Origin of the sequence: Acetobacter cerevisiae (assembly GCF_001580535.1) — a bacterium.
Classification (GTDB): domain Bacteria; phylum Pseudomonadota; class Alphaproteobacteria; order Acetobacterales; family Acetobacteraceae; genus Acetobacter; species Acetobacter cerevisiae.
Genome location: NZ_LHZA01000125.1, coordinates 1 through 21,116, shown reverse-complemented (window position 1 = coordinate 21,116; position 21,116 = coordinate 1). Strand labels below are relative to the sequence as shown.

At 58.0% G+C, this 21,116-nt stretch carries 15 protein-coding genes and 1 pseudogene; 5 read left to right on the top strand and 11 right to left on the bottom strand.

Annotated features, from left to right (window positions below):
* Position 1: 1 nt before the first annotated feature.
* Both fdxH and fdnG read right to left on the bottom strand, forming a co-directional pair.
* Positions 2 to 961, bottom strand: a complete 960-nt coding sequence (gene fdxH, locus AD928_RS04325; RefSeq protein ID WP_062248572.1) for a formate dehydrogenase subunit beta — start codon at positions 959 to 961, stop codon at positions 2 to 4.
* Between the two features lie 9 nt (positions 962 to 970).
* On the bottom strand, positions 971 to 4,021 hold the full coding sequence (gene fdnG, locus AD928_RS04320) for a formate dehydrogenase-N subunit alpha (RefSeq protein ID WP_082779736.1): 3,051 nt from the start codon (positions 4,019 to 4,021) through the stop codon (positions 971 to 973).
* Between the two features lie 585 nt (positions 4,022 to 4,606).
* Here fdnG and AD928_RS04315 point away from each other — a divergent pair.
* Together AD928_RS04315 and hpxZ are read left to right on the top strand one after the other, a co-directional pair.
* Complete coding sequence (locus AD928_RS04315; RefSeq protein WP_062248560.1) at positions 4,607 to 7,015, top strand: TonB-dependent receptor; 2,409 nt, start codon at positions 4,607 to 4,609, stop codon at positions 7,013 to 7,015.
* Between the two features lie 115 nt (positions 7,016 to 7,130).
* Positions 7,131 to 7,532, top strand: coding sequence for an oxalurate catabolism protein HpxZ (hpxZ, locus tag AD928_RS04310; RefSeq protein WP_062248558.1), 402 nt, complete (start codon positions 7,131 to 7,133; stop codon positions 7,530 to 7,532).
* Between the two features lie 21 nt (positions 7,533 to 7,553).
* On the opposite strand, the gene xdhC is transcribed toward hpxZ, so the two are convergent.
* From xdhC to xdhA, 3 genes are read right to left on the bottom strand one after another with little or no spacing between them, the layout of a single operon-like run.
* Complete coding sequence (gene xdhC, locus AD928_RS04305) at positions 7,554 to 8,375, bottom strand: xanthine dehydrogenase accessory protein XdhC (RefSeq protein WP_062248556.1); 822 nt, start codon at positions 8,373 to 8,375, stop codon at positions 7,554 to 7,556.
* Between the two features lie 14 nt (positions 8,376 to 8,389).
* Complete coding sequence (gene xdhB, locus AD928_RS04300; protein ID WP_156470092.1) at positions 8,390 to 10,732, bottom strand: xanthine dehydrogenase molybdopterin binding subunit; 2,343 nt, start codon at positions 10,730 to 10,732, stop codon at positions 8,390 to 8,392.
* A complete protein-coding gene (gene xdhA, locus AD928_RS04295) occupies positions 10,725 to 12,200 on the bottom strand; it encodes a xanthine dehydrogenase small subunit (protein WP_062248554.1) in 1,476 nt (491 codons plus the stop codon). Before xdhA ends, xdhB begins: the two co-directional genes overlap by 8 nt.
* Positions 12,201 to 12,403: 203 nt before the next feature.
* Between xdhA and AD928_RS04290 the strand changes: the two genes are divergently transcribed.
* The gene (locus tag AD928_RS04290) at positions 12,404 to 13,348 is read left to right on the top strand and encodes a LysR family transcriptional regulator (protein WP_062248553.1); all 945 of its coding nucleotides are present in this window, start codon (positions 12,404 to 12,406) and stop codon (positions 13,346 to 13,348) included.
* Between the two features lie 15 nt (positions 13,349 to 13,363).
* Here the strand turns inward: AD928_RS04290 and AD928_RS04285 are convergent, their stop codons facing one another.
* Genes AD928_RS04285 through AD928_RS04265 form a run of 5 tightly spaced genes read right to left on the bottom strand, consistent with a single transcriptional unit; the run spans position 13,364 to position 17,979 of the window.
* Entirely contained in the window at positions 13,364 to 14,803 is a 1,440-nt protein-coding gene (locus tag AD928_RS04285) for a nucleobase:cation symporter-2 family protein (protein WP_233419936.1), read from the bottom strand.
* Positions 14,804 to 14,807: 4 nt separating this feature from the next.
* On the bottom strand, positions 14,808 to 15,140 hold the full coding sequence (uraH, locus tag AD928_RS04280; protein ID WP_061504920.1) for a hydroxyisourate hydrolase: 333 nt from the start codon (positions 15,138 to 15,140) through the stop codon (positions 14,808 to 14,810).
* Positions 15,137 to 15,643, bottom strand: a complete 507-nt coding sequence (gene uraD / locus AD928_RS04275) for a 2-oxo-4-hydroxy-4-carboxy-5-ureidoimidazoline decarboxylase (RefSeq protein ID WP_062248549.1) — start codon at positions 15,641 to 15,643, stop codon at positions 15,137 to 15,139. The genes uraH and uraD overlap by 4 nt, the downstream gene beginning before the upstream one ends.
* The gene (gene puuE / locus AD928_RS04270) at positions 15,640 to 16,533 is read right to left on the bottom strand and encodes an allantoinase PuuE (protein WP_062142320.1); all 894 of its coding nucleotides are present in this window, start codon (positions 16,531 to 16,533) and stop codon (positions 15,640 to 15,642) included. Before puuE ends, uraD begins: the two co-directional genes overlap by 4 nt.
* Positions 16,534 to 16,566: 33 nt before the next feature.
* Positions 16,567 to 17,979, bottom strand: coding sequence for an NAD(P)-binding domain-containing protein (locus tag AD928_RS04265; RefSeq protein WP_209436657.1), 1,413 nt, complete (start codon positions 17,977 to 17,979; stop codon positions 16,567 to 16,569).
* A 147-nt stretch (positions 17,980 to 18,126) separates the two neighbouring features.
* On the opposite strand from AD928_RS04265, the gene AD928_RS04260 reads away from it, so the two are divergent.
* Both AD928_RS04260 and guaD read left to right on the top strand, forming a co-directional pair.
* Entirely contained in the window at positions 18,127 to 19,029 is a 903-nt protein-coding gene (locus tag AD928_RS04260; RefSeq protein ID WP_062248546.1) for a LysR family transcriptional regulator, read from the top strand.
* Between the two features lie 29 nt (positions 19,030 to 19,058).
* A complete protein-coding gene (guaD, locus tag AD928_RS04255) occupies positions 19,059 to 20,390 on the top strand; it encodes a guanine deaminase (RefSeq protein WP_062248544.1) in 1,332 nt (443 codons plus the stop codon).
* Between the two features lie 13 nt (positions 20,391 to 20,403).
* Here the strand turns inward: guaD and AD928_RS04250 are convergent.
* Positions 20,404 to 21,012 (bottom strand): annotated as a pseudogene (locus AD928_RS04250) (gamma-glutamyltransferase); the annotation flags it as partial.
* Between the last annotated feature and the right edge of the window lie 104 nt (positions 21,013 to 21,116).

Genomic DNA, 21,116 nt, shown 5'->3' with positions numbered 1-21,116 from the left:
GTTATTCTCTCCCTGCCGGGTGATCATCCTGAGCCGTATCAGACGCTGCCACAGTCTCTTTTTCTTCAGGCAGCTTTTCAGGCTCCGCCTCGGGGTCCGGGATATCGACCGTATTCGGACCAACGCCGACATAGTGCGCAAAGGCCCCGGCCAGTGTGGCGATAAAGCCCAGAGCGCCAACCGGCTTCAGCCACTCTTTCCAGCCCCGCACAAACGGGCTGATATGCGGATCTTTCGGCAGGCGATGATACATTTCCGGCTTGTCGGCATGGGTCAGCACATACATCACGTGCGTGCCACCAACGCCCTGCGGGTCATACAGACCTGCACCGTCGTGCCCGCGGCTTTTCAGCTCTTCAATACGGGTGGCGGCAAGGTCCTTCATTTCAGCCTTGGAACCGAAGGAGATAGCACCCGTCGGGCAGGTTTTCACGCAGGCCGGTTCCTGCCCAACGCTCACACGGTCTGCACACAGGGTGCATTTGTAAGCCTTGTTATCTTTTTTATTGATGCGCGGCACATCGAACGGGCACCCGGCAATGCAATAGCCACAGCCAATGCACTGGTCGGACTGGAAATCGACAATCCCATTCGCAAACTGCACAATCGCGCCGGGGCTGGGGCATGCCTTCAGGCACCCCGGCTCCTCACAATGCATGCAGCCTTCTTTCCGCAGCAGCCATTCCAGAGTGCCGCTTTCATCTTCCACTTCGTCAAAGCGGATGACTGTCCAGCTTTCCGCCGTCAGGTCCGCCGGGTTGTCATACACCCCGACGTTATGCCCAACGTCATCCCGCAGGTCATTCCACTCTGAACACGCGACCTGACACCCCTTGCACCCGGTGCAAATGGAGACGTCAATCAGCTTGGCGACTTCCTGCTGATGGTCACGCGCCTGCGGTGCGGGCGTCAGGCCATTGGTTGCGGACCGCCTGATGATGTCCTGTGATTGCATTCCCATCATTCCACCTCAGGCTTTTTCAACATTAACAAGGAAGGCCTTGAATTCCGGTGTCTGGGAGTTTGCATCCCCCACTGCCGGGCTCAACGTATTGGCAAGGAAGCCTTTGCGCGTTGCGCCTTCAAAACCCCAGTGACAGGGGATGCCGATCTGGTCGAGCTCACGCCCCATCACGTTCAGGGTACGGATACGCTTGGTCACCACGGCCTTGGCTTCAATATACCCGCGCCGGGACGAGACTTTCACCTTGTCCCCTGCGGCAATATTCAGACGGCCTGCCAGCTTTTCCCCAATCTCAATAAACTGTTCCGGCTGCGCGATAGCGTTCAGGCGAGAATGCTTCGTCCAGTGCCGGAAAAGCTCGGTAATGGAATAGGTGGTCGCCACATAAGGGAAGTCTTTCTGTTCCCCCATCCGCGCACGGTCATCCTTCAGCACACGTGCTGTCGGATTGTAGGTGACCTTCGGGTGCAGCGGGTTGTTAGCCAGCGGCGTTTCTGTCGGTTCGTACTGTTCCGGGAACGGGCCATCGACCATCCCACCGCAGGCAAACAGACGCCCAAGGCCGTCCGGCTGCATGATGAAGGGACTGACCCCACTGCCCGGCGGTGACGTCGGCGGATAGTCCGGCACATCGGACCCACCCCAGCGCTTGCCATCCCATTCCAGAATCTGGCGTTTGGGGTCCCACGGACGACCATCCGGGTCCATGGAAGCACGGTTATACAGAATACGGCGGTTGGCAGGCCATGCCCACGCCCAGCCCGGTGTGCAGCCAAGCCCGGTATCCGTGTTGTCCCGGCGGGCCATCTGGTTGCCCGCTTCCGTCCAGGACCCGGCGAATACCCAGCAGAAGCTGGAGGTTGTGCCGTCATCCCGCAGCACGGAGAAATCGGGCACCAGATGGCCTTTGGGCACCACAACATGGCCCTGCTCATCCGTGATGTCGGCCAGCGCGTAGCCGTTACATTCGCGGGCCACTTCTTCCGGCGTCGGGTCTTCTGGATCTTTATAGTTCCACTGCATATTCAGCACAGGCTCGGGGCAGACACCGCCCTCTTTCCTGTAAAGCTCACGCATCTTGGTAAAGATCGTGCCGATGACCTTGCCATCCTGCCAGGTTTCTCCCGGAGGAGCTGCGCCCGCAAAATGCCACTGCAACCAGCGACCGGAATTGACGATGGAGCCGTTTTCTTCCGCAAAGCAGGTTGCAGGCAGACGGAAGACTTCTGTCTGGATATCTTCCGTCTTCACATCATTAAACTGCCCCTCATTCTGCCAGAACGAGGACGTTTCCGTGCTCAACGGATCAATCGTGACAAGGAATTTCAGCTTGGACAGAGCCGCAATGGTCTTGTTCTTGTCCGGCATGGCGGCCAGGGGGTTGAAGCCCTGCGCGATATAGCCATTCACCTTACCCTGATACATCATGTCAAAATAGGCCAGCATATCGTAGCTGCGGTCCCATTTTGGCAGCCAGTCATAGCCCCAGTTATTGGCGGCTGTGGCGTGGTCACCCCACAGCGTCTTCATCATGCTGACAAAGAATTTCGGCGTATTGTGATAGTAGTTCACCTGTCCGGGCACATCCGCCACGGGCGTGGTGGCCTTCAGATAGGTGGCCATATCCTGCTGTTTGTCTGACGGCAGGTTCAGATACCCCGGCAGACGCAGGGACAGCAGACCAAGATCCGTATAGCCCTGAATATTAGAATGACCACGCAGGGCGTTCATGCCGCCGCCGGCCATACCGATATTACCCAGCAGCAGCTGGATCATGGCGGCTGAGCGGATAACCTGAGAGCCACTGGTATGATGCGTCCAGCCAAGCGCAAACAGGAAGGTGGACGTCAGATCCGGCGCACTGGTGGCTGCCAGTGTTTCACACACATGCAGGAAGTCTTTCACCGGTGTGCCGCAGAGCTGCGTCACCATTTCCGGCGTGTAGCGCTCCACATGTTTGCGCAGAAGGTTGATCACGCAACGCGGGTTCTGAAGTGTGGGATCCTGAAGGGCAAACCCTTTTTCGTCCCGCTCATACGTCCAGGAGGATTTATCGTAGGTGCGGTTTTCAGCGTCATAGCCGCTGAAAAGCCCGTCCTCGAAGGAATAGTCTTCCCGCACAATCAAGGCCGCGTTGGTATAGGCCTTAACGTATTCATGCTGGATTTTGTCGTGAGACAGCAGGTAGTTCGCCACCCCCAGCATGAACGCCGCATCGGACCCCGCACGGATAGGCGTGTAGAAATCCGCCACCGCCGCACTGCGGTTAAAGCGCGGGTCCACCACCAGCACTTTTGCGCCGTTACGGATCTTGGCTTCCATCACCCATTTAAAGCCAACCGGATGCGCCTCCGCCGGGTTGCCGCCCATAATGAGCACGACGTTGGCGTTCTTGATGTCCACCCAGTTGTTGGTCATCGCCCCACGCCCGAAGGTGGGAGCAAGAGCTGATACGGTGGGAGCATGGCAGAGGCGGGCCTGACAATCGAGCCCCAGCATCCCCAGAGAGCGGGCGAACTTAAAGTCCAGCAGTCCGGTCTCATTACTGGCCGCAGAGGATGCCAGCATCCCCGAACTCAACCAGCGGTTGACCAACTCCCCTTTTTCATTCCGTTCGATGAAGTTTTTGTCACGATCATCTTTCAGCAGGCGGGCGATACGGGTCGTCGCCTCATCCCAGCTGATCCGCTTCCACTCTTTTGAACCCGGAGCGCGGTATTCCGGATACTGCAGACGGCCTGCACTATGAATGAAATCAACCAGCCCGGCCCCTTTAGGGCAAAGAGACCCACGGCTGACGGGATGATCCGGATCACCTTCAATATGGAAGATGCTTGGTTTGGCGTTCTTCGCGCCATCGCCAAGACTGTACATCAGAATGCCGCAGCCAACGGAACAGTAGGTGCAGTTGTTCCGGGTCTCTTTAGCACGCAGCAACTTATATTGCCTGGAATCCCCCGCGTAGGCCTTCGGCGGTGCAAAACCCAGAGCGAGAGCACTGGCCCCGGCAACACATGTGCCGCCAGCCTTTAGAAATTGCCGTCTTCCCAGAGTCATTGCACTAAGCCTTCAGTTACGCATCGAATAAACTGCATAAGGAATATTTAGATGATTTCATCACAATCTGAATTGATGCAGATCATTTAACGACTTGCACGGCAAATCACTTTTCTTTCAAAATAAAGAACTTGTGGCAGTTTTCTATATTCATTCGAATATAGAATGAGCAACCATAGGTTGAATATTTAATCTTTCTTATACGTTTGTGGCATGGGGAGAGCATCTTCCCCTCACACGCATAAACGCCTCGCCCCTTAAACATGAAGCATACAGGCTGCCCTGCACCCCCTTGCCGGATCGACAGATCCTTATTAAACGCGGGCAACCCGACCTCATATTAGCAACGCTGAAGTGCTTTTTTTTATTTTGTGCGAACACCGTTCGTCTTTTATATAACGATTACGGATCATTCCTTAAGATTATCGGATAGAGAAATGCAGCCCCTTCTCCCATCTCATGCGCCAGACATGCACCGAGATATGGTCTCTGCTTTTTTCAAAATCCAAGACGTTTTCCCTCCCCTGGCCAAATCCTAGCGCCCTGTTCCCAGGCCGCTGTATCTCCTGACAGGAAAATCCCCGCATGCCCACCAAATGCCTACATCCCCGCAGTTCCATTGCTTGTCTGGCGGCTCGCCCTTCCCGCCTTTTCGTCACGAGCCTGACCGGAGCTGTAAGCCTGTGGGCCATGCTGGCATATGCTCAGGCCGCAACGGGAACGTCTCATGCCAGCCGCACGCATCACGGTGGCAAGGCGGTATCTCCCGCAAAAACAGCGCAGCCCCGTAGCGTGGCGCGACGCCCATCAGGCCCGGTGCTTGCCAAAGGGGAAGAAGAAATATCAGTCGCCTCCCATCGTCAGGCGCTGAATGGCGGCGGGGGGATGATGCGGCAGGAAACAGCTCCGCATGCCGTGCAGACGGTCACAAAGGCCTACATCAACATGCGCAGCCCGACCTCCACCGCGCTTGATCTGGTCAAAAACCTGCCCAGCCTGAACATCATGACGCCGGATAGCTCCGGCATGGAAGGCGGCCAGATCCAGTCTCGTGGTCTGACAGATCTGGATATGGCGCTGATGGTGGATGGAGCACCGGCGGCATCGGCCAAATACCTGTCGGAAAATATTGATTCCGAAAACCTTGAGGAAGTGAGCGTTACACCCGGCAGCGCCGCGCGTGATCTGCCCGTGATGTCTGCCGCAGGTGGCGTAATGAACTCCCGCACCCATCTGGCCTCCCGCAAAGCAGGCGGCATGGTGGATTTCTCCTACGGCACCAACAACCTCTCGCGCGAATTCATTCGTCTGGAATCTGGTGAGATTGGCAAAAGCGGCGTGCGCAGCTTCTTCTCCTTCTCTAACGCCCATGCGCGGAGCTGGATGGGGGCTGGCATCAACCAGCGTAAACATATTGATTTCGGGCTGCAGAAAGACTGGCAAAACGGCTCCAACGCCCGTCTCTTCCTTTCATGGAACTCGGCTGATTTCACGATCGACAATTACCCGACTGCTCAGGAATTCTTCCAATATAAGCACACGGGCACTGGCTACGGACGGTCTGCTGATCCTAAGAGCGTCAATTACTGGAAAAACAATAACGATCACTGGAACCAGATTTTCCTGACGGCTCCTATCCATATTGTTCTGCCCAAAAAGTTCAACTTTGACCTCCAGCCTTACTTCAGCATGGGTCAGGGCTGGGATGCCTCTCCGGGCGGCGTGGCGGCAGAAGGGCAGTATACGCATAACAGCGGCGGCGCAGCCGTTCCGGCTGGCACCAACATGACCAGTTTCTTCCTTGAAAACGAAGCACGGCAGGTCGGCGCTGTGGCCAAGCTGAGCTACGATATTGATAGCCACAACCACCTTACACTTGGCTACTGGTATGAAAACAACCAGACCATTCAGGGCTACCCCACCAGCACAACCATGGCGAACGGGGCGGCGGCCAGCCCGAACTGGGCAAAATATGCCGTCGGCGGTGCAATGTATGGCCAGAACGCAGGATATGAACTGCATTCCCTGTTCATCCAGAACCAGTCCCGCTACCTGAACAACAAGCTGCTGATTAACGCTGGCTTCAAGTTTGTCATGTCCAACGCGTGGAACCGTAGCTTTAGTGGTGAAAACAAGAACTGGATTTCAGGCGATCGCTCTGGCAACAACACCACAGCCCCCCTGCCCCAGCTGTCGATCAGCTATCAGATTGACCCGAACAGCCAGATTTATGTGAATGCGGAAGGCGATTACCGCCAGCCGAGTGCAACGGATATGGGCTGGCTCTCCGCCAGTGCGCCGATGCTGAAAAACCAGTATTCCATCAAGGAAGAACTGGGCTACCGCTATCACAACAAATACCTGCTGCTGGACCTGTCCTTCTTCAACTACAATGTAACAAACCGCATTGTGGACCAGTATCTGGGCATGAACAGCTTCAAGCCGTTTTCCATCGGCAACCAGACCATGCGCGGGCTTGATTTCATGATTGCCGGCAGAGAGATCCACGGCTTCAGCCCCTATGCATCCGTGGAGTATCTGCACGCCACTCAGGACAGCAATGTTTTTGACCCGTACCAGAACATCATGCTGCACTCCAAAGGCACGCAGGCTGTCATGGCACCACACGTTATTGCAAACTTCGGCCTGACCTATACCTACAAAGGCTTTTTTGCGAACGGTGCCGTGCACTATACCGGCCCGCAATCTGTCTCTGTTGCCAATGACCAGCGTATTCCGGGCTATGTGACGGACTCCCTCTCTCTGGGCTATCACTTCAAGCCTGTTGGGTTCCTCAAATCCCCCACGTTTAAGCTGAACTTTACCAACCTGACCGGCTCTATTGTCCGTTCTGGTGCGATGGGCGCCGTCTATAGCGCCCATGATACCAGCACGGTTTATAGCGGCAGCAGCGCGGCTTACACGGGTTACGGCAACGCCTTCATGCTGGAACCGCGCTTTACCATGACTGGCACGGTCTCCACGTCCTTCTGATCCGCCTCTTTACGGAACGCTGTTCCCGTTCTTCAATACGGTGTCGAATGTCTCACTCTGAGATGTCCGGCACCGTTTTTTTGTGTTCTGCCGCATAGCCTGAAAGACCCCGGATATGTTCAATACACCCGCTCTGGTGGCCGAAATCACCGCTCTTTCCGATGCTTATGAAAAAGCTCTTGGCGCGAATGACCTTGTCGCACTGGATGCCTTCTTCCACGACGGCCCGGAAACCGTGCGCTACGGCGTGGGCGAAAACCTGTATGGCGCGGAAGAAATTGCAGCCTTCCGACGCGCACGCAGCGGCGGCTCTCCCCCGCGCAAGGTTCTGCGCCGGGCTATTACTACTCTGGGCGAGAGTTCAGCCGTTGTCAGTCTGGAATTTCAGCGGGAAGGCTCTACCCGGATTGGGCGGCAAATGCAGACATGGGTGCTGACAGATAAAGGCTGGAAGATTATCGCCGCCCATGTCTCACTTATGGCAGAGCGCCCGGAAACCAGCCGCCCGGCCTCATAAATCTGTCAGAAAAATATGACTTTATGCCGCCTGCGGCGGATGGGGCAGAAACCGTTCAATCAGTTCCGCCGCCACAAGGGCTGCAATAATTTCAGGCCGTTTATCGCGCACACCCCGGTCACCAATCGGGCAGATCAGCGAGGCAATCCGCTCTTCGGGCAGCCCGATTTCCCGGAAGCTGGCTTCAAACCGAAGGCGCTTGGTGCGGGAGCCAATTAGCCCGACGTAAGACAAATCCCCGCGCTCCAGAGCGGACGCCACAATCAAAGCGTCCAGTGAGTGGTTGGGGGTCAGCACCAGCACGCCGGAGCCAGCCGGGGTTTCGGCCAGAACACGCTCCCACTCCGATGTAACGCGTGCGTCCACACCCTCCGGCACCCTGCCAAATTCTTCCGCACGCGGATCCACCCAAATCAGACGCAGCGGGAGAGGTGCGAGAGCCCGAGCCAGAGCCCGCCCAACATGCCCCGCCCCAAACAACACCAGCACTGGCCAGGCCTCTTCCTGCCCGGCAAGTTGCTGTTGCAGACGGGTTGCCAGAGCGGCATCCAGCCGCGTGATGCGCACATCAACGCGCCCGCCGCAGCATTGCCCGGTTTCCGGCCCCAGCACAAAGCGATGAGACCATTCAGTCTCCCCCATCTGCAACAGGGTTCTGGCCTGATGCACACAGTCCCATTCCAGACACCCACCGCCGATGGTCCCGGCCTGCCAGCGTTCCCCAATCAGCATGAAAGCCCCGCTTTCTCGCGGGGTGGAGCCACGCACGTCCATGATCTGCACACACGCAACCGGCGGTGCATCGGGAGACCAGTCAGACAGACGTGCGGTGAGCTCCTTCATGGCATTGTCCTGCCTCAGTGCGCCGCCTGCTGCCGCATCCGCTCAGCCGTGCGCAAAATCTGCTCCGGCGTGGCGGGGGCGTCAAGCTGTGGGCAGGTCTGATAATCATTCAGGCTGGCGAGCGCATCGGAAATAGCCTGCAACACCGCCACACCATGCACAAAGGGAGGCTCCCCCACGGCCTTGGAGCGGAAAATAGTCGCCTCCTGATTAGGCGAGTTCTCCAGCAAGGCCACATTGAAAATGCGAGGCCGGTCTGAACATGCCGGGATTTTATACGTGCTGGGCGCATGGGTCCGCAGGCGCCCTGTATCATCCCACACCAGCTCTTCCATGGTCAGCCAGCCAGCACCCTGCACAAAGCCGCCCTCAATCTGCCCGATATCAATGGCCGGATTGAGGGACTGCCCGGCATCATGCAGAATATCCACGCGCTCAATACGGTTCTCACCGGTCAGCAGATCAATCGCCACTTCGGCACAGGCCGCGCCATAAGCAAAGTAGTAGAAGGGCCGCCCACGCCCGGTTGCCGGGTTCCAGGAGATTTTAGGCGTTTTGTAAAAGCCATTAGCCGAGAGCGAAACACGGGCAAAATAGGCCGCTTTTGTCAGCTCAGGGAAGGAGATGATCTGCTCCCCCACCTGCACGCCGTCTGGCAGAAACTGCACGCTTTCTTCCGGTACCTGCCAGTGTTCAGCCGCAAAACTGACCAGTCGCGCCTTGATCTTCTGCACCGCATCCAGCACCGCCATCCCGTTCAGGTCTGCTCCGCTGGACGCAGCCGTTGCGGAGGTATTTGGCACCTTGCCGGTGGTGGTGGCGGTAATGCGCACACGATCTTCCGTCAGGCCGAACTCCCGCATGGCAATCTGCACCATTTTGGTATGCAGCCCCTGCCCCATTTCCGTGCCGCCGTGGTTCACCTGCACAGAGCCATCCGTATAGACATGCACCAGCGCACCGGCCTGATTGTAATGGGTCGCGGTGAAGGAAATCCCGAATTTGACCGGCGTGAGAGCAATCCCGCGTTTGATGAACGGGCTGCTTTTATTGGCCCCCCGCAAAGCCTGACGACGCTGGCGATAGTCACAGCGTCCGGCAAGCTGAGTCATGATCTCAGCCGCAATCGAATCTTCCACCGTCATATGATACGGCGTAATGTTGCGCGTGCCGGTGCCGTACACATTGCGCACCCGCACATCCAGCGGGTCCAGCCCGGTGGCAAAGGCAACTTCCTCAATCACCCGCTCCGCCGCCACAATGCCCTGAGGGCCACCAAACCCACGGTAAGCCGTGTTGGACTGGGTATTGGTTTTCAACGGCTCTGATTTAAACCGCACATCCGGGTAAAAATAGGCGTTATCCGCATGGAACAGGGCGCGGTCCACCACAGGGCCGGACAGATCCGCAGCCCAGCCACAACGCGCCGCCAGCGCCATATCGACGGCGAGAATGCTGCCCGCATCATCAAACCCGACCTCGTAATCAATCACGAAGTCATGGCGCTTGCCGGTCATCATCATATCGTCATCACGATCGAGCCGCATTTTTGCAGCCTGACCTGTGACGTGAGCAGCAATCGCAGCAAGGCAGGCGGGCGTATTGGCCTGAGATTCCTTCCCCCCAAAGGCCCCGCCCATGCGGCGGACTTCGACCGTCACCAGATTACTGCGTACATGCAGGCAATGCGCCACCATATGCTGCGTTTCCGTGGGGTGCTGGGTGGAGGACCACACCCGCATCTCGCCTTCTTCTCCGGGCTGGGCCAAAGCGGCCTGCCCTTCCAGATAGAAATGCTCCTGCCCGCCAACCGTCACCTGTCCAGACAGCCGCCGGGGTGCTGCCGCCAGCCCTGTCTCCACATCGCCACGGCTCATGACCAGAGGACGCCAGACCAGAACACCCCCGGCCTCCCGCGCCTGCGCGATATTCAGCACGGCAGACCGCTCTTCATACTCGATTTTCGCCAACTTAGCCGCGCGACGCGCAACCCCGCGGCTTTCTGCTACCACGATAAAAATTGGCTGGCCGTAGAAAGACACCTCTCCATCCGCCAGCAAAGGCTCATCCCCCTTGCCAACGGCACTCACCTGATTGTCTCCGGGGATATCCGCCGCCGTCAGCACGCAGACAACACCCGGAACGGCGCGCACCGCCTCAAGATCCATGGAGACAATCCGGGCATGCGCTTTGGTGCTCAGCCCCGGCACCACATGCAGCAGGCCCTGCGGTTCTGGCAGATCGTCAATATAGGCAGCGCTCCCGGAAACATGCATGCGCGCGCTCTCATGCCGCAGGCTCTTGGAAGCCCCGCCGGGGACAATCTGTGCCGTCGGTTTTGTCAGAGCTTCAGACATGAGCCTGCTCCTTCCATCCGGCCAGCCGGGTTTCTGTCCCTGTATGCTCCGGCGCTGTTTCCACAAACAGGCGTGTCAGCAAATTTACGGCCACGGTCTGACGATACCAGGCACTGGAGCGCATGTCGGAAATTGGCGCGAAATCGGCCTTCATGGCGTCCTGAGCGGCTTTCACTGTAGTTTCCGTCCAGAATTGCCCTTGCAAAGCGGCTTCCGTTGCATGGGCGCGCTTTGGTGTTGCGGCCATACCGCCAAAAGCAATCCGCGCCGTAGCAATCCGCCCGGCGTCATCAAACACCAGCGAGAACGCCCCAAGCACGGCAGAAATATCCTGATCAAACCGCTTGGAAATCTTGTAGGCCCGGAAAACGGTGCCCGGCTGAGGCTGCGGGATCACCACAGATTCAATAAACTCGCCCGGCTGCCGGTCCTGCTTACCATACGCCAGAAAATACTCTTCCAGCGGCAGGCTACGATGTGCCTCCCCGCAGCGAAGTTTGAGCACGGCTCCGGCTGCAATCAGCAGAGGCGGTCCATCCCCGATGGGCGATCCGTTGCCAATATTGCCACAGACGGTGCCCGCATTGCGTACCTGCGTGGAGCCAATGCGCCGGATGATCTCACCGGCATCAGGTAGGAGCGCTGCAATCGGTTCTTTAGCTTCCGTGTAGGTCACGGCGGCACCAATCCTCAGCCCTTCCGGCGTAGACTCAATTTTATGCAGATCCGGCACCAGTCCGACGCTGATCAGATGCGGCAAGGTGCGCAGGCCTTTGGTCACCCACAACCCGACATCCGTTGCCCCGGCCACTAAAGTTGCCTGCGGGTCTGCCTGATACGCCGCGGCCAGAGCGTCTGCACTGGCGGGAAGCGTGACGCGGCCCTCCGGCCCCGCAATCTCCACCGTCTGCCCGTCGGCCAGAGCTTTCAAGCGGATTTTGATCGCCTCTGTCTGCGTATCCAACGCATCTCCCGGTTTCGTCAGCGCTTGCTTCATTGCCCGTACGATGGGAGCATAGCCGGTGCAACGGCAGAGATTGCCTGCGAGAGCCGTGTTAATGGCCTCGTCCTCCATGGAGGCACCGGGCGTCTTGCAATACGCCACCATCGACATCACAAAACCCGGTGTGCAGAAGCCACATTGAGCGCCGTGCAGATCCACCATGGCCTGTTGCACCGGATTCAGCGCGCCGTCCGGACTGCGGAGATCCTCCACGGTAAAAAGCTGCGCGCCGTCCAGCATCCACAGGAACTGGATGCAGGCATTCACCGCCCGCCAGACCAGCGTATCGCCTTCCAGCCGGACCACCAGAACCGTACAGGCCCCGCAGTCGCCCTCATTACAGCCTTCCTTGGTGCCCGTACGGCGGCGGTCTTCCCGCAGCCAGTCCAGCACGGTCCGGGTCGGACTGAACCCAGAGACTTCGTGACGGACATTTCCAAGGTAAAACCGGATAGACTCCCGCATAAAATGCGCTCTCCTGCTGGAACATGCGGCCCGGTAGATGATGGGCGAGCGGTTCCGGGTCATGATGCTATTGTTTCAGAATCATCTCATTTTCGGGTTTCGTCCAACATAAAGAATGCGACGCCCTGTTGCGTTTTTGTCGACACACTGCCAACAGTTCCACGCGATGCTCAACACTCTTCCCTACTGCCTGGAGATGCGCCATGCGGAGTCCTAACCGCGTTTTTACGCTATCCCGGTTTTCCATTTATTTTGAGATGGTTGCACAGACTGGCTCCATACGACAGGCGGCGACCGCGCTGAATGTTTCGCCCTCCGCAGTAAACCGGCAAATTCTGGCTGTGGAAGAGGAAATGGAAACCCCTCTGTTCCATCGGCACTGTTCGGGCCTGACCCTGACGACTGCGGGGGAGTTGCTGCTGGCCGCCATTATCTCCGGCAAGCGGGATTTTGAGCAATTTCAGTCCCGGCTCGACAGGCTCTCCGGCCTGCATGGCGGTGTGGTGGAAATTGCTGCCATTGAAGCAGTGAGTGACAGGCTGATCCCGGACATTCTCTCCGACGTGACCAAGCAGCATCCGCGCGTGGAATTCAAGCTTCAGACACTGGACTTCAAAGCTATCTGGCAGGCTGTCAGCCGGAATGAAGTTGATTTCGGGATTTCTCTGGCAGGAAAATCCTCGCGGCAGGTGCGCATTGTCAGCACACTCCAAGCCGCTATCGGATTTGTTGTCCGCCCCGACCATCCGCTGGCTCAGCGGGACCATGCCCGCCTGAACCATGTATTTGGCAGCAAGCTGATTTTACCGGACAGCACGCTGGCTGTGGGTGCAGCCATTCAGGAAGGGCTGGCCCAGCATAACGTCAGCCTGCATCCCACGTTTACCAGCAACCGGATTGCCAGCATCAAGGCCCTGATCCGCAGCGGTCTGAGGGTTGGCATGCTAACCCAGATGGATGTGATGAATGAGGTAAAAGCGGGCGAACTCTGTTTTGTGCCGCTGGCTGAGTCCGGCATCAAACCGCTTGGCTTTTGCCTGTTCTATAATACGCAACGGCGGCTCTCCGCCGCCGCCCAGACTACGCTTGATCTGATTACCGAGAACTTCCACGCACTGGCAGAACAGAACGCGGAAGTGGCCTCCTGAACCGCAAGAGAGGCCTTAGCCTTTGCGCACTGTCTCTTCGTGCGACAGTGCAGCTTCCATGCCCTCTGCCGGAAGGGTTTTAGAAGGCTGATCGCCTATCACCACACCATGCTTATTGGCTGGCATAAAGTGGTTGAACACCAGATGCAGGCTCATGGCCGCCATGGAACCCAGTGTAATCCCACTGCCAAAAATGATCTGCGCCCAGCTGGGGAAGTTATCGGCAATATGCGGCTGAGCCGTAGCCAGCATGCCAAGGCCGATGCTGGTGCCAACGATAATCATGTTGTTCTGATTATCAAAATCCACCTGCGCCAGCGTCTGAATACCGACCACGGCCACCGCCGCGAACATGGCCAGCGCAGCACCGCCCAGCACAGGCAGCGGCACACTTGCCATAATGGCCGCCAGCTTGGGGATACATCCCAGCACCATCATGATGATCGCAGCAGACGCAGCCACCCAGCGGCTTTTAACCTGCGTTAGCCGCACCAGCCCGACATTTTCTGCAAAGCAGGTGTAGGGGAAGGAATTAAAGACCCCGCCAATAAACGTCGCCAGCCCGTCCGCCCGGATGGCTGCGGCAATATCAGCAGAGCCAATCGGCTTTTTGACAATCGCCCCCGTTGCAAACACATCGCCCGTTGTTTCCAGCATGGAAATGATCATGACGATAATCAGCGAGAGAATGGGCACGACATGAAAAGTCGGCATCCCGAAGTAGAACGGCTTTGAGATGGTGAGCAGAGGCGCAGCGCCGACATCGGCAAAATGCGCGTCCCCCAGCACCCAGGCAACCAGCGTCATGCAGACCAGACCGATCAGCACCGCAATGGTGCCCAGAAACCCACGACAGAATTTCTGAATGGCCAGAATAAAGAACAGCGTGCCCAGCCCGTAGGCCACATTGCGCAGTTCAACCGGGTTTTGCATGGCGTTGGTGCCATGCCCGGCCACAATATCATTGGCCGCAACAGGCAGCAGCGCCAGCCCGATGACCAGAATGACAGAGCCCGTCACCACCGGCGGGAAAAAGCGGATCAGCCGGGAAAAATACGGGGCGACAATGTATGAAAAAATACCGGCAACAATGACGGAGCCAAAAATCTGCCGAAGCCCTTCAACCCCGCCCCCAGCCGACACGCCAATGGCGATCATCGGCATGACGGCCACAAAGGTTACCCCCTGCAGGAGCGGGAGCCGCACCCCGATTTTGCCAATGCCGACCGCCTGAATGAAGGAGGCAATGCCGCAGGTAAACAGGTCCGCTTCAATCAGATGTTCCAGCATCTCATGCGAAAGGCCAAGCGCGCTGGCCAGCAGAATGGGAACAATAACCGCAGCCGCATAAAATGTCAGAACATGCTGAAAGCCGTAAATAGCCAGCTCCCACAAGGGGAGGACCTCATCAACGGGATGAACAGGTTCGGTCGTATTACGTTTGTCGAGGGTCACGCACTCAACTCCCTCGGTAAGTCGAATATCCATATGGGGCGGCAAGCAGCGGCACGTGGGCATGCCCCTCCGCACTTAGCCCGAACACGAGGGGGACAACATCCAGAAATGGCGGGTCTGCCAGCTCATGCCCCTGTGCGCGGAAATAGGCTGCAATTTCAAACTCAAGCCGATACTGCCCGCCCTCAAGCGTCAGCTCCCGCAAAGCGGGGCAACGGCCATCGGCATCGGTCTGACCTTCAAACAGCACGGACGCGCCTGAAAACAGACGCAACCGCACACCCGCAGCAGGGCGGCCGGACACGGTATCCAGCACATGCGTTGATAAAGAACTCATGCCTTTACTTTATCCTGCAAGCGTAAAGAGGCAATAGCATCAATCTGCTTCAGCGACTCAGCCAGTTCGGCCTCCGGCGTGCTGGCCAGACGGTGTGCCATGGCCTCCAGAATAACGGCTTTACCCGCCTTGCGCACACAGATGACAAACGGCATGCCAAACTTGTCCCGATACGCCGTATTCAGGCTTTGAAAGTGCTCATATTCAGCCGGGGTCAGCCGGTCCAGCCCGGCACTCCCCTGCTCCTGCGCAGAGGCCTCACTCAAAGCCGGATCAATCCCGGCGCGATGCCCAAGTTCCGGATGCGCGCGGACCAGAGCAATCTGGCGGTCATGCCCGGCCTTCTGCACCACGTCAGAAAACGCTGTCAGCATGACCGCCTTGCTGGCAAAAGGCCGCTGTGTTGCAGCCCCTTCCGCCACCCAGGGAGAGTGTTCATACAAGCCGCCAAACTCGGCCACAAAGGCCGGAACTGGCAGAGCATTCACATCATCAAGCGTCATGCCGGGTGCACCGAAAGCCAGTGGCGCGCAATGTCCAGTCGGGTTGCAACCCAGACGTTCTCATGCGCCTGCACATGCTCCAGAAAGCGCGCCACAGCCAAGGCACGAGCTGGCTTGCCTGCCAGTCGGCAATGCAGGCCCACGGACATCATGCGCCCGCCTTCCCGATACAGCATGTCAAACGTATCACGCAGGTAGCGGAAGAACTGCTCGCCTTCCGTAAAGCCGTTCAGCGCGGCAAATTTCATGTCATTGACGTCCAGCGTATAGGGCACAATCAGCTGAGGCCGCCCGTAACGCCGGTCATAATACGGCAGGTCATCGGCGTAGGAATCTGCGTCGTAAACAAAGCCGCCTTCTTCCACCACAAGACGTGCCGTGTTCGGGCTTGTCCGGCCCTGATACCAGCCGAGCGGGCGGGAGCCGGTCACTTGCGTATGCAGTGCAATGGCCTCCTGAATATGCGCACGCTCAACGTCTTCCGGGATATCCTGATAATCAATCCAGCGCAGGCCGTGGGTGGCAATTTCCCAATTACCCTCTTTCATGGCCGCGACCGCTTCCGGATTGCGGGCCATGGCCAGAGCGACGCCAAACACCGTTGGCCGGATGCCTGCGGACTGAAACAGCCGCTGCAACCGCCAGAATCCGGCGCGGCTGCCATATTCATACAGACTTTCCATCTGCATGCAGCGCGCATCGGGGATAGAACGCGTGCCCACCATTTCTGACAGGAACGCCTCCGAGCCTTTGTCCCCATGCAGAACGCAGTTTTCCGCGCCCTCTTCGTAATTGATGACAAACTGCACGGCAATGCGCGCACCACCCGGCCACTGAGGGTCAGGCGGTGTCGGGCCATATCCGGTCATATCCCGCGGATAATCAGTCATGCTTTCTCCGGCTCTGCTTGGTTCTGTCGTCTCTTACACAGGTGGGGCAAGGCTGACGAGTTCGTCGATGTCGTAATCCAGCAGGCTTTGCAGCTGCTTTTCTCCATCCTGCACAAAGAGCTCACGCCCGATGGACTGGGCGAGCCGCTCTACGCCAAACCGCATCCCGCTGATGGACGCGCCAGACAGCCCCATGCTGGGGGTGGCGGCAAAGGTGAAGTTGTGAATAGCTGCCAGCATCGGAGCCATCGGGTCCGCCGCGTTGCGGGGCAGAAACTGGAAGTTGCCGCCCAGATAGGGGTGGCTGGACAGCACTTCACTTTCTTCGCCTTTGGGAGCCGTAAAGCGATCCCGCCACAACGTCACATTCTCAGCAAAACGGCGCATTTCCGGGCGACGGGTCAGGTCAATAACAAAGCCAGTGCCGATAATCAGGAAATCAAACGTCATTTCGCCATGCGGTGTCGTGACGACCACGCCGTCCGCTGTTTCCTTCACGGCCAGCCATGGGGTGCCGGTGTGGAAGGCAAAATTCTCATGCTTGCGGCAGCGCCAGAACGTATCCTGCGGCGGCGGCTGGTTCAGATCATAAATCCGATGCATGAAGCGCCAGCGGATCTGATCAGGCAGATCGGCAAAATAGCCAAGGAAGCCTGCGTTCTCCATCCAGCGATACGGGTTCACACTCGGGATTTTAGGCCGACGCAGGCACAGATCAACACGCCCTGCCCCCAGTTCCAGCGCCGTTGCGGCATTATCAAAAGCCGAAGCGCCTGCCCCCAGCACGCCAATACGTTTGCCTTTCAGTGCTGCAAAATCAATCTGCTGGCTGGTGTGGGCATAACGAGACGTGGGAAGAGCCTGCGCAATAAAGTCCGGCACATGCCAGGCCCCGCCGCCTTCAATCCCGGTGGCCAGCACCATTTTACGCGCCCAGACATGGGACTGCGCACCATTCGCCTGCTGGAAAGTCAGGCGGAGCAAGCCATCCTGCCAGTCAATATCGACCAGTTTCCGGTCATTCTGCACGGGCAGAGACAGCACATCGCGTAGCCAGTCCAGATAAGCCTGCCAGTCCTGGCGGGAGATTTTATCCAGCGCTTTCCACGCTTCCACCCCATAACGGGCTTCAAACCAGGATTGCGGCGTCAGGCTGGGGATCCCCAGATCCGGCCCGGTGACATGCTTGGGCGTCCGCAGGGTGATCATGCGGGCAAATGTCACCCACGGACCTTCGCCGCCACGGGCTGCCTGATCAAAAATGCAGGTATTGCTCAGGCCACGCCGGCGCAGGGCAAAACATGTGGCCAGACCACCCTGCCCGCCGCCGATAATGGCCACGTCCAGAACACGCTCTTCCTCCCGCTCCAGCGGCGCGCACCAGTCACCCGTTGCGTAGCGGATCTTGGCCAGATCATCGCGAACACGACTTTCAAGCTGGTCCAACCCTGAAGAGGAAGAAACTTGTTCCATATGCACTTCAAACCTTATCTTTATCTGAACCTACTGCCATCTGAAACAATTTCACACCCGGACCATTCTTGTATATGACTTAATTCAGTCTAATCCGTTCGCAAAATGAGATCACCTCTTATGCCGGTTTTTTCTCGTTTCCTCCGTTACTTCATCGCCGTGGCGCAACAGGGCTCCATCCGGAAAGCCTCGGACGAGCTGAACATTGCGGCCTCCGCCATCGACCGGCAGATCCTGCAAGGGGAAAAGCTTCTGGGAACTCAGCTTTTCGAGCGCCTGCCAACCGGACTACGACTGACCACAGCCGGGGAATTACTGCTGTCTTCCGGCATCCGCTGGACGCGGGACCTCCGTGCCCTCACCACCCAGATTGATAACCTCAAAGGCTTGCGGCAGGGCTCGGCGGACATTCTGATCCCCGACGCACTGACCAAAGGCTTTCTGCCCGCCGTGCTGGGTCGCCTGCGGGAAACCCACCCCGGGATTGTGGTAAATGTGCATGTGCGCGCCAGCCGGGACATGGGCGAGATTCTGGTAGACGGTCAGGCCGACTTTGCCCTGATGTTCAACCCCGGCCACATGAGGGAATTGTTTGTGCGGGCCCACAGGGAAATTCCCCTCGGCTTCATCTCCCAGCCGGACCATCCGGTTGGTGCGCTGGAAACAGCCCCGTTCAGCCTGTGTGCGGAATATCCGGTCGTTATCCCCGCCCCGCCTCTGGCGTTATGGAGGCCCTTTGAACTTCTGGAAGCCGAAACCGGCATCAAGATTCAGGCGGTTGCCCGGGCTGATAATATCCAGATGATCAAATCTCTGGTCAGCGCCGGGGTGGGCATTGGCATCCTCAGCTATCTGGATGTGTATGACGAAGTGCAGAAAAATCAGCTTGCCTTCACGCCCATCCTCAATAAAAAGCTGTCTCCGCTCACGCTGGCGCTCTGTGTTGACAGGTCACGCCAGCTTTCCATGGCGGCCAGACTGATCATTTCTGAAATTGAGCAGTTTTTCGCCGATCAGCTCTAAAGCCGGTCCACTCATTCTTGCGAGGTTTCATGCCCTCTTCCTCCCGCACTGCCGCTCTGAGAGGGCGTTTTGTGACCTTTACAGGCAATCCGTTCACCATGCCGCCGGAAGACGCGCTGCATGTGGAAGAAGAGGGGCTGATCCTGATTGAAAACGGGAAAATCACCCAATGCGGTGCGTATGATGCTCTGCGCGCACAGGTGCCGGAGGGGGTCAGCATCACGCATTACCCGGACAGCCTGATCAGCGCCGGGTTTATTGATACGCATGTCCATTATCCGCAGCTGCCCGTCATTGCCTCCTGGGGTGAGCAGTTACTGGAATGGCTGCAACAGTATGTCTTCCCGACCGAGGCAAAGTTCTCCAGCCCGGAATTCGCCCAGGCCATTGCCCGCGCCTTTTTGCAGGAGCTGCTACGCAACGGCACCACGACTGCCGCAGTTTACTGCACCGTGCATCCTGAATCCGTCACGGCTTTCTTTCAGGAATCAGAAAAGCTCGGCACCCGGATGATTGCAGGCAAGGTCCTGATGGACCGCAATGCCCCGGATAATTTGCGTGACACCGCTCAGCAGGGTTTTGATGAGTCTCAGAAGCTGATTGAGACATGGCATAATAAAGGGCGCCAGCTCTACGCCATTACCCCACGCTTTGCGATTACCAGCACCCCGGAACAGCTGGAATGCGCAGGCGCTCTCTTCCACAGCCGCGATGATCTGTTCATGCAGACACATCTTGCGGAAAATGAAGATGAGATTGCCTTTGTCAAAACTCTGTTCCCGGAACGCTCATCTTATCTGGATGTGTATGACAAAGCCGGACTGGTTGGGCCACGCGCCATTTTTGGTCATGCCATTCACATGCACGAACACGATTTTCAGCAGTGCCATGACACACACTGCACGCTGGCCCATTGCCCGACGTCCAACCTGTTTCTGGGCAGCGGCGCGTTTCGACTGTTTGATGCCGTAGACCCACGTCGCCCGGTCAATGTTGGTCTGGGCACGGATATTGGCGCTGGCACCAGCTTTTCTCTGCTCAGCACCATGGGGGAAGCCTATAAGGTTTCCCTAATGGCCGGGAAACAGCGCCTCCATGCCATTCAGGCCTTCTGGCTGGCGACAGCGGGAGCCGCACAGGCCCTGCATCTGGATGACAAAATCGGCACCATCGCCCCCGGCATGGAAGCCGATCTATGCGTGCTGGACCCGGCGGCAACGCCTCTTCTGGCCCTGCGCACCAAAGAGTGCGCCAGCATGGCCGACCTTCTGTTCGTGCTGATGACGCTGGGAGACGATCGCAGCGTTAAAGCCACATGGGTCGATGGTCGCCCGGTCTACGTTCGGCCTGAGACCGCTTAAAGAACCGCCTGTTTTACCAGGCGGCCACAACACCATCACTGCGGGGGTCCGTCGCGCCCTCCAGTATGCCATTCTGGTGCCGGACAAGGGCACCGGCATGGCCCATCATTGACGTAAAGGGCGCGACCCGTTCCATCTGATGTCCAGCCGCCGACATCTGCGCGACCACCTCCGGCGCAAAGCGGTCTTCATATTTGAGGGTGACACTCTCCTCCCCCCATGTGCGCCCCAGCAACCAGCGCGGGGCCGTGACGGCCTGCTGCAAGCCCATGCCATACTGCGCATAACGGGTGAACACGGCGGCCTGCGTCTGCGGCTGGCCCTCCCCGCCCATAGTGCCGTAAACCATGACCCGGCCATCATGGAACCGGGCTGCGGCAGGGTTCAGGGTATGGAACGGTTTCCGGCCGGGACGCAGGGCATTCCACCCATCCTCAGTCAGTCTGAAGCTGGAGCCGCGGTTCTGCCAGACAATCCCTGTCTGCGGCAGAACCACGCCTGAACCAAATTCAAAATAGGTGCTCTGGATCATGCTGACAGCCACACCATCCGCATCAATCGCCCCCATCCAGACCGTATCACCAGCCTGAGACGGATACGGCCATGGGGCCGCCTTCTGTGGTAATCCCCCCATAAAAAGAGTGGCTTTTGAATGAGAATTTTCTCAGCGTAAGGATGAGGAGATTCTGATGAAGAGTGGTCGCTTTACTGACGCCCAGATCATGG

Coding starts and splice junctions, on each gene's coding strand:
- fdxH (WP_062248572.1), bottom strand. CDS start 961: ATGGGAATGCAATCACAGGACATCATCAGGCGGTCCGCAACCAATGGC.
- fdnG (WP_082779736.1), bottom strand. CDS start 4,021: ATGACTCTGGGAAGACGGCAATTTCTAAAGGCTGGCGGCACATGTGTT.
- AD928_RS04315 (WP_062248560.1), top strand. CDS start 4,607: ATGCCCACCAAATGCCTACATCCCCGCAGTTCCATTGCTTGTCTGGCG.
- hpxZ (WP_062248558.1), top strand. CDS start 7,131: ATGTTCAATACACCCGCTCTGGTGGCCGAAATCACCGCTCTTTCCGAT.
- xdhC (WP_062248556.1), bottom strand. CDS start 8,375: ATGAAGGAGCTCACCGCACGTCTGTCTGACTGGTCTCCCGATGCACCG.
- xdhB (WP_156470092.1), bottom strand. CDS start 10,732: ATGTCTGAAGCTCTGACAAAACCGACGGCACAGATTGTCCCCGGCGGG.
- xdhA (WP_062248554.1), bottom strand. CDS start 12,200: ATGCGGGAGTCTATCCGGTTTTACCTTGGAAATGTCCGTCACGAAGTC.
- AD928_RS04290 (WP_062248553.1), top strand. CDS start 12,404: ATGCGGAGTCCTAACCGCGTTTTTACGCTATCCCGGTTTTCCATTTAT.
- uraH (WP_061504920.1), bottom strand. CDS start 15,140: ATGAGTTCTTTATCAACGCATGTGCTGGATACCGTGTCCGGCCGCCCT.
- uraD (WP_062248549.1), bottom strand. CDS start 15,643: ATGACGCTTGATGATGTGAATGCTCTGCCAGTTCCGGCCTTTGTGGCC.
- puuE (WP_062142320.1), bottom strand. CDS start 16,533: ATGACTGATTATCCGCGGGATATGACCGGATATGGCCCGACACCGCCT.
- AD928_RS04260 (WP_062248546.1), top strand. CDS start 18,127: ATGCCGGTTTTTTCTCGTTTCCTCCGTTACTTCATCGCCGTGGCGCAA.
- guaD (WP_062248544.1), top strand. CDS start 19,059: ATGCCCTCTTCCTCCCGCACTGCCGCTCTGAGAGGGCGTTTTGTGACC.